At 43.2% G+C, this 13,359-nt stretch carries 11 protein-coding genes and 3 pseudogenes; 6 read left to right on the top strand and 8 right to left on the bottom strand.

Annotated features, from left to right (window positions below; genetic code table 11):
* The first annotated feature begins 1,137 nt into the window (after nt 1–1,137).
* Complete coding sequence (locus tag QUB12_RS30785; protein WP_333146074.1) at nt 1,138–2,673, top strand: NAD(P)/FAD-dependent oxidoreductase; 1,536 nt, start codon at nt 1,138–1,140, stop codon at nt 2,671–2,673.
* Between the two features lie 117 nt (nt 2,674–2,790).
* On the opposite strand, the gene QUB12_RS30780 is transcribed toward QUB12_RS30785, so the two are convergent.
* Nucleotides 2,791–3,987, bottom strand: coding sequence for a CapA family protein (locus tag QUB12_RS30780; RefSeq protein ID WP_333309942.1), 1,197 nt, complete (start codon nt 3,985–3,987; stop codon nt 2,791–2,793).
* A 63-nt stretch (nt 3,988–4,050) separates the two neighbouring features.
* On the opposite strand from QUB12_RS30780, the gene QUB12_RS30775 reads away from it, so the two are divergent.
* Nucleotides 4,051–5,028 (top strand): hypothetical protein, encoded by a 978-nt coding sequence (locus QUB12_RS30775; protein ID WP_333309940.1) that lies wholly within the window; start codon nt 4,051–4,053, stop codon nt 5,026–5,028.
* A 78-nt stretch (nt 5,029–5,106) separates the two neighbouring features.
* On the top strand, nt 5,107–5,667 hold the full coding sequence (locus QUB12_RS30770; RefSeq protein WP_333146080.1) for a Uma2 family endonuclease: 561 nt from the start codon (nt 5,107–5,109) through the stop codon (nt 5,665–5,667).
* A 20-nt stretch (nt 5,668–5,687) separates the two neighbouring features.
* Here the strand turns inward: QUB12_RS30770 and QUB12_RS30765 are convergent, their stop codons facing one another.
* The 5 genes and pseudogenes from QUB12_RS30765 to QUB12_RS30745 all read right to left on the bottom strand — a co-directional run bounded on the left by QUB12_RS30765 (nt 5,688) and on the right by QUB12_RS30745 (nt 9,359).
* Entirely contained in the window at nt 5,688–5,858 is a 171-nt protein-coding gene (locus QUB12_RS30765) for a hypothetical protein (RefSeq protein WP_333290700.1), read from the bottom strand.
* Nucleotides 5,859–5,982: 124 nt separating this feature from the next.
* Nucleotides 5,983–6,378 carry an SH3 domain-containing protein gene (locus QUB12_RS30760; RefSeq protein ID WP_333309937.1) on the bottom strand — a complete coding sequence of 132 codons (396 nt, stop codon included), beginning with the start codon at nt 6,376–6,378 and terminating at the stop codon, nt 5,983–5,985.
* Between the two features lie 259 nt (nt 6,379–6,637).
* Nucleotides 6,638–8,431, bottom strand: a complete 1,794-nt coding sequence (locus tag QUB12_RS30755; RefSeq protein WP_333146088.1) for an N-acetylmuramoyl-L-alanine amidase — start codon at nt 8,429–8,431, stop codon at nt 6,638–6,640.
* A gap of 169 nt (nt 8,432–8,600) precedes the next feature.
* Nucleotides 8,601–8,990: pseudogene (locus QUB12_RS30750) on the bottom strand (potassium channel protein); the annotation flags it as partial.
* Between the two features lie 201 nt (nt 8,991–9,191).
* Complete coding sequence (locus QUB12_RS30745) at nt 9,192–9,359, bottom strand: hypothetical protein (RefSeq protein ID WP_333146090.1); 168 nt, start codon at nt 9,357–9,359, stop codon at nt 9,192–9,194.
* A gap of 27 nt (nt 9,360–9,386) precedes the next feature.
* Here QUB12_RS30745 and QUB12_RS30740 point away from each other — a divergent pair.
* Together QUB12_RS30740 and QUB12_RS30735 are read left to right on the top strand one after the other, a co-directional pair.
* Nucleotides 9,387–9,980 (top strand): annotated as a pseudogene (locus QUB12_RS30740) (ISAs1 family transposase).
* 74 nt (nt 9,981–10,054) lie between these two features.
* Nucleotides 10,055–10,207, top strand: a complete 153-nt coding sequence (locus QUB12_RS30735; RefSeq protein WP_333146092.1) for a hypothetical protein — start codon at nt 10,055–10,057, stop codon at nt 10,205–10,207.
* A gap of 494 nt (nt 10,208–10,701) precedes the next feature.
* Here the strand turns inward: QUB12_RS30735 and QUB12_RS30730 are convergent, their stop codons facing one another.
* On the bottom strand, nt 10,702–11,013 hold the full coding sequence (locus QUB12_RS30730; RefSeq protein WP_333146094.1) for a hypothetical protein: 312 nt from the start codon (nt 11,011–11,013) through the stop codon (nt 10,702–10,704).
* Nucleotides 11,014–11,380: 367 nt separating this feature from the next.
* Here QUB12_RS30730 and QUB12_RS30725 point away from each other — a divergent pair.
* Nucleotides 11,381–12,337: pseudogene (locus QUB12_RS30725) on the top strand (IS630 family transposase).
* A 72-nt stretch (nt 12,338–12,409) separates the two neighbouring features.
* On the opposite strand, the gene QUB12_RS30720 reads toward QUB12_RS30725, so the two are convergent.
* Nucleotides 12,410–13,243 (bottom strand): HEAT repeat domain-containing protein, encoded by an 834-nt coding sequence (locus QUB12_RS30720; protein ID WP_333146096.1) that lies wholly within the window; start codon nt 13,241–13,243, stop codon nt 12,410–12,412.
* Nucleotides 13,244–13,359 lie beyond the last annotated feature (116 nt).

Genomic DNA, 13,359 nt, shown 5'->3' with positions numbered 1-13,359 from the left:
CTTCTGACAATCTTCCTTCAAAGGGGAGTTCAAAGTCGGATGGGGGGCTTGGGGCAAGCTCAGCTTTTCTATACACGCTCGCAGGTGGTGATGCACGGGTTTTGACTGATTATACCTGTTTTTCTTGCACCCTTACTACTTTGTTGGTCGGAAAACCCATACACTGTTTACTTTTCTCACTGATTCAGCAAGCCCTAATTTAGACTATCGATTAGACTTGCCTGGAGTCAAGGTAGAAACTTGTACTCAAATTGAGGGAAAAATTTACTTTCGACGCTCCTGTTTTAGCGTCAAAAATAGTTGGTACTCACTGTGAGAATTATACAGAAGAAATTCATCCGAATCTTGCGGAGTTCTGGGCGATCGCGCGATCGGATATAACGATTGCCCGGTTAATTGTAGGGAAACGGCACTGCGGTGTCCTACTTGCGGGTAATATCAAATCTGTTAGCATCGGAATTATTCCTATCTCTCTTCTCGACTTCTGCGTAAATGGGCGTCAATACCTTGTCCGGGGCGGTTAATACATTCTCTTTTTTTAACCGCAGATGATGGCAGATAAACACAGATTAACGCAGATGAATCCAATCGCGTCCGGTTGCACCATCCGTGATTATTGACTTTGACTGGATTTTACTATTCCGATGCTAGACGAGCGGCAATTACTATGAGAATATCATATTATACAATGGTTAGTAAAAACCGCGGGCGAGCTGCTACTTATGCTAAAGTTGTTGCGACTAGAGAACTGGGAATTCTGGTGGTGATGGTGTAGCGCCCGCAGATTCCTGATGTTGAGCAGGTTGCTGATGTGGAAGGGGCGATCGCTTGGTTAATTAAGCAGTTATTAGTTATTAGTTATTAGTTACATCCTTGGGGCGATCGGAATGTGCCAGCTTGCCTCAACTGAGCCTGTAGCAGCCAGACTGCAAGAATTCCTCTCCCCGAAGCGTCTATAACCAACTAAGCTACTATCAGCAGGTGGGGTTAAGGTCGCGGATCTGAGGGGGTGACAACGCTTCTGTCTTTGTGAGAGCGATCGATTTAAACTCTTATCAGTGCAAGGCTGTCCGGTTTTTTGTCACTCCGTCACGAGAATTACTCTAATAACCCTACCCAATCAGGAGACTCAAATATATGCAATACAAAAACGGTATGCCAATTGCCATTATTGGCGCGGGAATATCAGGCATTACGACAGCCAACATTCTAAAGAAAAATGGTTTCCAAGCAGTTGTTTTCGAGAAAGCCGAAAAGATGGGCGGAGTATGGGCAGTTGCATACCCAAACGTACACCTGCAAAATATCAGGGAACAGTATCATTTATCAGATTTTCCCTGGCCATTCAGCCCTGATTTACATCCCACCGGAGAACAAATCCTGAATTATTGGGTGCAAGCGGTCAACCATCTAAAGCTTGATGTGCGGTTAAATCACGAAGTTATCGAACTAAAAGAAACAGAAGATGGCTGGCTATTAAGATATAAAAACCAGGAGGGCGTTCACGAAGAATTATTTGGATACGTCGTTATCTCAGTTGGGCAATATACAGAAGGAAAGTATCAACCTGAATTTCCAGGTATCGAAGATTTCGGCGGGAAAATCATCACTGAACGGGATGTCCACACGCTTGATATATTTGATAATCAACGAGTTGTAATCGTTGGCTTCGGAAAAAGCGCCTTAGACATGGCGACTTTCGCAGCAAAACAAGGCGCACAAGTAAATCATGTATTTCGTACACCGCGCTGGCTTATCCCCGAATGGATTTTGGGCGTACATTTTACCTACGCATTATTCAGCCGCTTTGGAACAGTGATGATGACAAGTTGGGCGCATCCAACCGCCATTGAACGTTTCCTGCACAATCGCCTTGGCTTCATTGTTTCAGCTTTTTGGGATTTGATTGCATCCATCTTCCGCTTTCAAGTTCAGCGAAATGTTTCTGGAAAAGGTCAAGAGGCCCAGCGCCGCATCAAAGCTGTACAACCAGACCACAAACTATTGCCTGATTTACGTTCAGCCACAGCGGTTGCGCCTGAAAATTACTATCCGTTTATTGCAGAAGGAAAAATCTCGCCCCACCGTGCAGAATTATCGGGTTTTTCGCCAGAAGCAGTAAAGTTGAAAAATGGTTGCGAGATTCCATGCGATTTAGTCGTTCTATCTTTGGGTTCGCAAACGCCGATTTTTCCATTTTTGCCTGATAAATATCGAAAAATGTTGGAAACCGAACCCGATGGCGTGCAGTTATATCGCCACTTGCTTCATCCTCGCATTCCGGGCATTGCCTTTGCTGGGTTCAATCATGGATATATGCACGTGCCAGCAGTCGAGATCGCCACACAATGGCTGTGTGCTTACTTGCGTGGTGAACTTGAGTTACCTTCCAGCGAAAATATGGAAAAAAGTATTGAATATATCCGCCAGTGGAAACGCGCAAATATTCAATTTGAACCTTCGCGATCCTGTGCGACCAACACTCGCTTCCAACAATATATTGACATCATGCTTAAAGATCTGGGTGTTTCTCCTTATCGAAAATTGCCTAACATTTTCGCTGAGATATTCGGCAGATATCAACCATCAGATTATCTTGGAGTATGGGAAGAATATAATCACAAAAAGAAAAGTCGCTCTACTCCACTACACCCTCTTGCGTTGGATACATGATTGCTTTCCTAGCTTAAGCTGTTACCTTAGCAATGGGCACTGCCTGGGAATACAAATCGCTCGGCTACGCCTCCAATTCCACTCACCCATGCCCAATTTCCCATTCTCAATCCCAAATTATTTGGATTTTTTCGGACTATTCAAAGAGTTAAGATGATTGTTCATATCCTGCAAATATTTTGATAAAACAGGATACTGTGAAGTTGCTAGTAGTGCATCTTTTTTCTGGCTGACAGTTGTTTCTAAGGGCAAAACTCGATAGTTCGTTTTATTGTTCAAAGTATAGCGGTGTACCCAAGTCGGAAAGGTTTTGATGCTGGTAATTTCTGTGGTTTTTTCTGGCAATGTTTTGCGAAGATTTACTTGGAAAATCACGCCTAAGTCTGTATATTTTTTATTCTGACCGGAAATGAAGTTTCCCATTGAATAAATTGCTACAGCTTTGCGGGTTTTCCCATTTTTGCCGGGGAAGTTAAAAATTTTGTAAGGTTGGACGACGTGGGGATGGCTGCCGAGAATGATGTCTGCACCGGCTTTTAATAGGTTTTCCACTAATTGTTTTTGTTGGGTGTTTGGCTGTCGCTGATATTCGTCGCCAAAATGCAGGGAAATTGCGATAATATCTGCTCCTTGTTTGCGGGCTTTGGCAATGTCTTTGACTATCTTTTTTTCGTCGATTAGGGAAACTAAGTAATCTTTGCCTTTGGGTATGGGAATGCCGTTTGTGCCGTAGGTGTAGGCTAGCTTGGCTAATGAAATGTTGTTTTTGGTGCTGATTAAAGTGCGATCGGCTGCGGCGGCTGATGTGGCTGTTCCTGTTGAGGCAATTTTGCGATCGCTCAGATTGGCGATCGTCCTAATTACCCCTTTTTCTCCACGGTCTAAAGCATGATTGTTCGCAGTTGTCAAGATATTAAATCCAGCTTTTTTAGCCGCATCCGCTAATTGAGCCGGTGCGTTAAATAGCGGATATCCCGTATATCCGCCCGCATCTTCGCCCGCTAAAGGTGTTTCGAGATTTCCGATCACCCAATCGCCTGTTGACAGGATACTTTTAACTGGTGCGAAGAAAGTGTCAAAATTGTATGTTTTATTTTTTGCGTCGTAGCCCGATCGCGTTTGGGTACTGTGCATCATGATGTCGCCGACAGCAATTAGTTTTGCTTCTTTGATTTCAGACTTTGGTTTGGCGGGAACAGGGGCTGCAATTGGCGATCGACTTTCTGTAGGCTGTGTGTTGGTTTGTGGCGTTTGGATATTGCAGCCTGCGATCGAAAGCATGGCAATTAGCGAGAGCAACCGACGAAAATCCATGATTTTTGAGAGTTATTTGTCGGCTTATATGGTATCATAACTAATTTAGTTACGAATCAAAAAATGAAAAAAAACTATCTAATTATTGCCTTTATTGTTTTTGTATCAATTACAGCTTTTGGTGTTTTGACTTACGCTCAAACTTCCGGCGATAGACCTTTTGAATTTGCCTTGATTGGCGATTTGCCCTACAGTGCCGAACAGGAAGCACAATTTCCGAGTTTGATTGCAGATATCAATCGATCGCCCGCAGCGTTTGTAGTCCACGACGGTGACATTAAAAACGGTTCTAGTGTGTGCGATGATGCAACTTTTGTCAGCCGCAAGCAGTTATTTGACAATTTTGAGATGCCGTTTATTCTAGCTTATGGTGACAATGAATGGACGGATTGCCACCGTTCAAAAAACGGCAGTTACGATCCAGTAGAAAGACTCGCTAAACTGCGGGAAATATTTAGCAACGGTAATCAAAGTTTGGGAAAGCGCACCTTAACTCTCACCCGTCAAAGCGAAAACCCGCAGTTTACTAAATTCCGCGAAAATGTTCGCTGGATTTATCATGGCGTTGTGTTTTTGGCGATTAATATGCCCGGAAGCAACAACAATTTTGGCCGCACTCCCGAAGCAGATGCAGAATATGCCGATCGCAATTGGGCTAACTTAGCCTGGATCAAAGAATGTTTTGCTTTAGCCAAACGCAGCAACAGCAAAGGAATTGTGTTAGTTGCACAGGCCAATCCGGGATTTGAATTCGATCCGACGGACAAAAGAAGAAGCGGTTACAACGATTTTATCGCAACTCTGGAAACAGAAACAGGCAATTTCCCAGGGCAGGTTGTATTCGTCCACGGCGATACTCACTATTTCCGCATCGATAAACCTTTACCCTATTTTACCGATGAGACTCAACTACCGAGAATGAAAAATTTTACTAGAGTTGAAACTTTTGGTTCTCCAAACGTGCATTGGTTGCGGGCTTTTTATGACCCTACTAATCCTAATTTGTTTGAGTTTAAACAGCAGATTGTTCTGCAAAATTAGGCGATATTACACCATTTTTATGCAAGATAAATATTTTTTGGATTACACTGAAGATAGGTAGCATTGAGGAATTTATTTATGACGATCGCAACTGAGCGCCTTACTCTTGAACAATTTCTGAAACTGCCAGAAACTAAACCGGCTAGCGAATACATTGAGGGCGAGATTATCCAAAAACCTATGCCGAAAACAAAGCACAGTCTATTGCAATTAAGAACCTGCAACGAAATTAATCAGGTGACGCAAACTCCCAAGATAGCTTATGCCTTTCCAGAGTTGCGGTGTACGTTTGGCGGTCGATCGATTGTTCCAGATATTGCGGTACTATTGTGGGAACAAATTGAATTTGATGAGAGCGGTGAACCGTTGGATGATGTGCTAATTGCACCGTATTGGGCGATAGAAATTCTCTCGCCACAACAAAGCTCAAATCGCGTAACTAAAAAAATCATTCACTGTCTGCAACATAATTGTCAGTTGGGATGGCTAATCGATCCAGACGATCGATCGATTTTAGCGTTTTTGCCCAACCAACAACCGCAATTCTGCGAAGGTAGCGATGTCGTTCCTGTGCCCGAAATGATTCCCCTGAATATCACCGCCGAACAGGTGTTTAGCTGGTTGAGAATGCAAGAATGAATCAGGGCGATCGTCTTTTTTTACATGACATCCGGTTTTAAATCTCCTTTTTTAAAGTCTCGCGTTGCGCCGAAGCAAGGCAAGTGTAGTTGCGGTTTCAACCGCCGATCGTAGGGGCGGGTTTCACCGACAATAATTGTCAATAATCGACAATCTAGTAAACCCGCCCCCACCCAACGGTAAATCCCCATCTATGTTTTTCTACTGCGATCGAAATCAAGGTTCATGTAGGTTATTGGTGGTGTGGGGGCGGGTTTATATAGATTGTTTGTACTCGTCATATATTGTCTGTAAAACCCGCCCCTAGGAAATTCCCTATTTCCGCCACATCTCAAATTGGTCTTCGGAACAGCCATTAATAAATTGATTGCTCACCCAACCGTCAAGGAGTGTAAAAGTTTCATTAGGAGGATTACCTGAAAACCTGGCCGCAATTTTCACCCACTTACCTTGTCTGCTGACAGCCCTCACTCCGTCTCCCCTTTTTAATTTAGCTACAACCGGGTACTGATTGCCTGGGCCTTTGCGAAGGTTAACAGCGCCACCTTCACCTGTAATAAACGAGCATTGAGTTTGCTTTTTTAAAGCTTCTGCTTTTTCTGGAGCAAGACTTTGCTGCTTGCCGAAAACAGGAAAGCTGTAAAGTGAGAAGCTAAAACTTGCAACGACGGCTGCAATGAAAAAGGCTTTGGATTGAGTAAAAATTAGCATTATTTCATTTCCTTGGATTGACCGAGCTGGAGTCCTGACTATGATTTTTTTGATAAGGACTTCAGTCCTTATACCAATTTAATGTGAAGTTGCACATATCTCGATCCCCCTCGCATCCCCCTTAAGAAGGGGAGTAGGGGTTGACTTTGATCGGAATCTTGTCCCCCCCTTAGTAGGGGCGGTGCCCCCGTGCCCGCCCTTGGCTAGGGGGGATCGGATTCTACGGGGCCTCATAAAAAATTGGTATTACTACTAACTGTTATTTGACAGAGGCAAACCATTCGGTAACACCTTGGGCGATCGCCTCGGCTAACTTCTTCTGTTCTGTCGGATTCACAATCCATTCAAACTCTTCGGGATTGATCATAAATCCCAATTCCATTAAAACAGATGGAGTAACGGCAGGACGAGTCATGGCTAAGTTGTTCCAGAATACACCATAGCTCGGACGGTTCAAATTGGCAACTAAATAATTGTGCAAAAACATTGCCAAACTGTGCGCTTGCGGGTGAAACCAGAAAGCGCCGACGCCTTTAGTATTAATGGCGTCGCCGTTATCCGGCAAAGCATTGTAGTGAATTGAAATTGCGATCGCAGGTTCTTCTTTTTGAATCATTTCCACCCTTGGCGGCAAATCCAAATCGACATCTTCTACCCGCGTCATTAGCACATTCGCGCCCCGATTTACCAATTCCTCTTGCACCAATTTCGACACCGTTAAAGCTACTGTTTTTTCCCTAATTCCCACTGGGCTCACAGCACCTCCATCTTCCGGCCCGCCGTGTCCCGCATCGATGAGAATCTTAATTCCCGACAGCGGCTTTGCTTGCGACACAGGTGTCATGCTTGTATTCGCGGGCGGGTTTTTTAAAGACAGCACTAAAGTTGTGCCCTCGTATCTCAATTTATAGCCCCACTGCTGGGCAGATTTGAGATTAAAAGTATATTGTACTTGCTGTGGCGCGATTTGTTGCCATTCCAAACGCAAAATTACTGGGTCATCAGAGAGGCGAATAATGTCAGTTTGAGCGGTAGTATTGTACAGGGTTAAAGTGAAAGTGCGTTCTCCTTCCTGCACGGTGACTGGGACGGGTGTTTCTAAGGGAAATAACACCTCTGTCCAGCCGGAAACTTGACGCGAGCTGGCGCTGCGAATAATCGATCGCGGAGGCACTGTATCCTTGACAATTCGCACTTCCGATGCTTTAATCCAAGCACCGTAATCGAGTCTGAGCCATTCTCCTTCGCGCCCGATAATTGTTGCTCGCGTTCCCTTCGGCAGCGGTGTCATCCGAGAAAAATCTGTACTCGCTCCGGTTCGGGCAACGCCCGGTTCTGCCGTTACTTCTGCTATTTCTAAATCCGCCGGAGACAGAATAGAAATCTTGCCAGTACCTTGTTGGCTGATAGTTCGCTCGTTCATTGTTAGCTCAAACGAGGGTAGGCCTAAATCAACTTTTTCTCCCTTAGATGAGATGGCGTTCTCAGGGGTTTTACCGCAGCCTTGATACTGTTGGCTGCCGCCTTTTTTGATCGGGGAGTTTTCACCTAATAATACAGATTTGTTGTCGGGTAGTTCCACTTGCGATCGCGCTTTTAAAGGAATAGTAACGCCCGCCAATTTTACTGAAACTTGAGCATTGGCAGGTGCGATCGCCCCAAAGCAAATATATTCCCCCGGCAAACTCGCGACATCGACTTTCGGCGTCAGAGAATCTTTAGCAAAAGCCAATCCTACAGGGGCTACCGGCTGATTAGACTCGCGCGTCACCTTAATTTTGACTTCCTGATTTTCGTAACGCAAGGTAAAGACATTTTCGCCGAGTTGCAGCGGAAAAGTCGGGGCGAAATGGCCGACTGCGGTGCGCGAAATTTGGTTGCCATTTACTAAAACTTGTCCCGGTGCGGGCGCTGTACCGATTAAAAAGATGCGATCGGCTGTAGTTTTGTGGTTAGCGGGAGGATAAGCGACGAACAAAGGTTGAGCGGCGACAGCTACAGAGGCGATCGCCATTATCAGACCAAACACACATAATGCTAAAAATTTTCTCATTCTATATCGCAACTAATTGAGACTCTGTTGGTTATTTATACTAGAAGTTGCCCTAAGAAACCGGATTTCAGAGGATTAGTGGTAAGTCTTATTTACTAGACAGAGCCCATTTTATCAGGTTTGTAGTTGCAATTGAGCGATAGGCAATATAAATTCCCGCGTCAAACCATTAAGTTTTAATTAGTTCAGAGGTCGTTCTCCACAGTTGATCCAACCGATTCGCAGGCATCGTCAAATACAAAACATCCCCCGCACTCAGACAACAATTCAGCAAATCCCAGCCGTGAATAGTTTGACCCTTAGTTTCGGCATACAGAGGCACAAAATCCGCAGACTTAGCAGCATCTTGAATACGGTGGCCACAGAAAGGATGGTTTGGCGTAATCAATGTGGCCAAGCAAACCCATAGACTATCAGCAGTCATTCCGTTGCCCAAAATTCTGCCTCCAATCGCCGCCGCCGCGAAAGCAGGAGCCGCCAATTCCGTCGGGTTCAAAACTCCTTCAAACTCAAAAACTTGCTGCACCATTAAAGCAAAGTGGGGGTATTGATTGCCAGGGTAAACGCATCTTAACTTTAACCCCAAAGATGCTACAGTTATATCCGACTAATTTTCTAGGTAGTTTCTTGTAGTTTAGTGGTGCTATCAATGGCAAGAGGTTTTAGTAAAGCTGTAACTTCGCAACAAAAACCAAAAGATTCATTGCCTTAAAAGAATCTTTTAAATACCAGTTTTTTAGAGCCTTTTGCTGGGAGCATCTCATATTTGTAAAAATACTTCTTCTGGCTCATTCCTCCTTCTGGCTCCTTCCTTCTTCTTCTTTCCTTCTGCCTCTTTCCTTCTGCCTCTTTCCTTCTGCCTCTTTCCTTCTGCCTCCTGCCTCCTGCCTCCTGCCTCAAAACTCCAATTTCTAGCGGAGGGCTGCAAAGGTGAGATGCTCCCCTTTTGCTTTCCGTGAAAGACCCAAGAATAGAAAGAAGTAAAGAACACTTACTTAAAGATCTTAGATCAATTGCGATTCTAGCTGTCCTCAGCGGTGCCGACGGATGGGTGGCAATAGAAGACTATGGTAATGCCAAATATGAATGGTTAAAAAGCTTTCTAGAATTACCGAATGGTATACCATCTCCTGACACATTTAGTCGGGTATTTGCCCGAATTGAACCGCAGCAGTTTCAAGAATGTTTTTTGAGTTGGGTAAATGCGATATTCGGGGAATTATAACTAAACGTGATTGCCATTTATGGCAAAACGATGAAACAATCTTATGACCGAAATAACCAGCAAAAAGCGCTACATATAGTCACTGCGTGGTGTTCATTTCATCAATTATTTTTAGCAAAAAAAGTCGATAAAAAATCTAACGAGCTGACAGCAATTCCGGCATTAATAGAAATGTTAGAAATTGCCGGAAGCGTAATAACCATAGATGCTCGCTTGATGTCAAAAAGACATAACATCTCTGATTATCAAGAAAAAAGGAGATTATGTTTTAGCTTTAAAAGGGAATCAAAAACTCCTCTACCAAGCTGTGAAAGAGTGGTTTGAAGTACCTAAGAAATAAGATTATTTAGGCAGAGACTACAATCCGGCATGAGCAAGTAGAACCGGGACATCATGGAGTGGAAAAAAGACAAGTGTGGACTGTTGATGTATCCGAGTTACCACCTCTGCACAATCAAGAATTATGGACGGGATTAAAAACAGTTGTCATGATAGTTAGTGAACGACGGCTGTGGAATAAAACCACGACAGAAGCTAGTTTTTACGCTTAGTAGTTTAAGCAGTCATGCTGAAAAAATTGCTGGGGCGATCTGCAATCATTTGGGCATTGAAAATAGCTTACATTGGACACTCTATGTTACATTTTGTGAAGATGAAAGCCGGATTCGGAAACAGAACTCTCCCGAAAATCTTGCACTTCAATCGGAGGCTAGCAATAAATTTACTGAAACAAGAGAAAACTTCCGGCACAAAGTCTAAAAATGAAACGGTATCGAGCGGCAATGGACAATAATTATTTAGTTCAAACTTTAAACTCTGCCAGTTAATACTCGCAATCTAACACCTATCTAAGAAGGAAAATTATCCGGCTTTAAGAACTTCAGAAAATCTTAAGGTTCTGATTTAATGTGATCAAGTCGGGTGAAAATTAAGAATTTTAAGAATGTTTTTTTAGTGATTTAGTAATGCACAAATTCACTTTTTTGTCAAATTAATTTAGATGCGTTTACCCGGGAGCTAAATAAGTAACCAGCTCATCTAAATTCTAATATTGTTTATTCTTTAACCACTCGATTACGTCAGTATTTTGTCGAGCTGTTAAATACCCTTTTGACCCTTTATGTCCTAGGTTGATTCCGGCGATGCCTTGGGTTTTAAATTGTTTTTTCCAATAACCACTAAAAAATTTACTTACACGCCATATCTTGCTGATTTCATGGTAGATATTACCTGAGAGCGCCATCGGATCAGCTATTGCTCGTTTTAGTTCTCTGGCATCGATATCGCTTTTAATGAAAGATTCTAATTGGGCTATTTCTTTTTCCCTATCTTTTTGTGGCAGTTGTAAGTTATTCATTTTTTTATGGTCACAATCAAGTATTGCATATAATTGTCTCATAGTCTTGATAATGATTTAGGATTGCTATAGCGGTTCTCAAGCGTGGTGAGGTATGCCCACGGAGGCCACGGAGGCCTATGCCCATGAGTACCTCATATGAGAGCTCGAAAGGCTATATAGCATTTCGAGCTCTCATATGAGATATCATGTTACTGACACTCACTTGTGGGGGTCAAACAGAGAAGATAAGATCAAATGAACTATAATTACATGGTTCAGTACAGCCACGCGAAAGCGATACCACACATAATAGCATTTTGTTGACAGCACGATCTGCTTGACTCACAACACGTTTACTGATACCAAACTTCATACATTGTTAAAAATGAAAGCTTATTCGATTGATTTTAGGCAAAAAATCCTTGATACTTATCATGCTGAACCCATTTCACAAAAAGCAATAGCTAAGCGTTTTTCGCTCTGCCCTGAGTTTTGTACAAAAATTGCTTAAACAATATCGTGAAACAAAAAATATTACCCCGAGAACTGACCGATGTGGAGTCAAAGGAAAACTCAATGCGGATCGCCTACTCATCTTGGCGGAATTGATTGAAGGAAATAATGATGCAACTCTTGAAGAACTCCGTTATTTACTTTATGGGAAAATTGGATTTTCCGTTAGTAGAGCAACAATAGGAAGAATGATAAAACTCTTAAACATTACTGTTAAAAAAAACTCTCTTCCCTTCAGGCAAAGGCACTGAGCGAGTTCAAATCCTGCGATGTGAGTTCGGGAAAACAATTAAAAATATTAGTTTGAAAGACTTAATATTCATTGACGAATCGGGAGTTAATTTGGCAATGGTGAGGTTATATGCTAGGTCTTTAAAAGGTGAAAGGGCCAAGGGGCCAAAACCAACTAAACGTGGCAAAAATGTCTCAATAATTGGAGCAATGTCAGTCAATGAAATTTTGACATCGGTTAATCTAATAGGCGGAACTGATGCAATTACATTTGAAGCTTTTATTATCAGAAAACTTGTGCCAAAACTATGGAAAGGTGCTTGTGTAGTGATGGATAACTGTCCCATTCACCAGGGAGAAGAAGTGAAAAAAGCGATCGAAGAAACCGGGGCAAAATTAATATACTTATCACCTTCTTCACCAGATTTTTCACCGATTGAAAATCTGTGGTCAAAACTTAAAATCATTCTCCGTTCTATCAAGACTACTAATTATCAAGAATTAGGAAAAGCACTCTTAGTTTGCGTTCGGACAAGTTACATCGTCAAATATTTTTAACTGGTTTACACACTGCTGTTATTGTACCTCATCTTTTTGAGAAAGGCTATATATACGGCTGACCATTGATGATCGCTACAGCAATCCTATTTCAGTTGTAAACTAATTTTTTTCACAGTAAACTATCCATTAAATCCATAACGCGGATAGCTTCATCTGACAAAGATAGAGATTCTTGTTGATTGAGGTGATGCTCCAAAACTCCTTTGAGCGCAATCAATTTCAGGCTATTTTCTGCTAAAGTCTCAGAAATAGCTTGCGCTCCCGGCAAATAGCCGATCGCCCCCAAGTCCATCAAAGCCGATCGCCTCAACTGCAAATTATCCCCATTCAAAGCACTTACCAACCGCTCTCCATAAACCCGCTCACCAGTTAGCTGATACATCGCCCGCGCCGCAGCGTACTGCACCCGCTCCACAGAATGTTCTAAAAAAGGTGAAATTAGCGGTATTGCTTCTGTCGCTTGCAGCGTTCCCAAAGCTTCAATTACCGAGTCGTAAGGTTGCACGAGGTGCGATTTTCCTGGCACTCGCACAGCCACAGCTACGCCCCCATCCAATAGCTTCATTAGCGGCTCAATAGAATCGCGATAGCCCAGCATTTCTAGAGCTTGAGCCGCCGCTTCTCGCACGTAATAATCGGCGCATTCCAAACAGCGAATCAGGGCCGGCAAGGCTTGTTTGTCGCCCAATTTACCCAGAGCCCGCGCCGCATTTCGTAATAGGGAATAGTCGCCGATTTTTGTTTGTTCTGACTCTTCTTCCAATGCGGCAATTAAAGCTGCAATAGCTGCAGGTTCCTTGACTCTAAATCTGCCCACCCACCAAGCAGCATAATACCGGAGACTGTAATCTTGGGAGTGCAAATTTGCGATCGCCTGTTCAACTGTTAAAGACTCGCCCTCAGCTACACCCGCCGGCGGTGAGTCGGATTCGTAATAATCCATAGTGATTAGTGATTAGTTATTAGTTATTAGTTATTCGGCGATTGAAATCGCTGCTACACAGACAAAACCTGCAAGGCAAGGGTTAGGGAAACTGGCCGATTAAAATCGCTACTAAA

Source organism: Microcoleus sp. B7-D4 (assembly GCF_036705125.1).
In the GTDB taxonomy this organism is placed as follows: Bacteria; Cyanobacteriota; Cyanobacteriia; order Cyanobacteriales; family Microcoleaceae; genus Microcoleus.
This window is presented reverse-complemented; position numbering and strand designations above follow the sequence as displayed.

Bases quoted from the DNA above. Each gene is read 5' to 3' on its own strand.
- QUB12_RS30785 (WP_333146074.1), top strand. From the start codon at position 1,138: ATGCAATACAAAAACGGTATGCCAATTGCCATTATTGGCGCGGGAATA.
- QUB12_RS30780 (WP_333309942.1), bottom strand. From the start codon at position 3,987: ATGGATTTTCGTCGGTTGCTCTCGCTAATTGCCATGCTTTCGATCGCA.
- QUB12_RS30775 (WP_333309940.1), top strand. From the start codon at position 4,051: ATGAAAAAAAACTATCTAATTATTGCCTTTATTGTTTTTGTATCAATT.
- QUB12_RS30770 (WP_333146080.1), top strand. From the start codon at position 5,107: ATGACGATCGCAACTGAGCGCCTTACTCTTGAACAATTTCTGAAACTG.
- QUB12_RS30765 (WP_333290700.1), bottom strand. From the start codon at position 5,858: ATGGGGATTTACCGTTGGGTGGGGGCGGGTTTACTAGATTGTCGATTA.
- QUB12_RS30760 (WP_333309937.1), bottom strand. From the start codon at position 6,378: ATGCTAATTTTTACTCAATCCAAAGCCTTTTTCATTGCAGCCGTCGTT.
- QUB12_RS30755 (WP_333146088.1), bottom strand. From the start codon at position 8,431: ATGAGAAAATTTTTAGCATTATGTGTGTTTGGTCTGATAATGGCGATC.
- QUB12_RS30730 (WP_333146094.1), bottom strand. From the start codon at position 11,013: ATGAATAACTTACAACTGCCACAAAAAGATAGGGAAAAAGAAATAGCC.
- QUB12_RS30720 (WP_333146096.1), bottom strand. From the start codon at position 13,243: ATGGATTATTACGAATCCGACTCACCGCCGGCGGGTGTAGCTGAGGGC.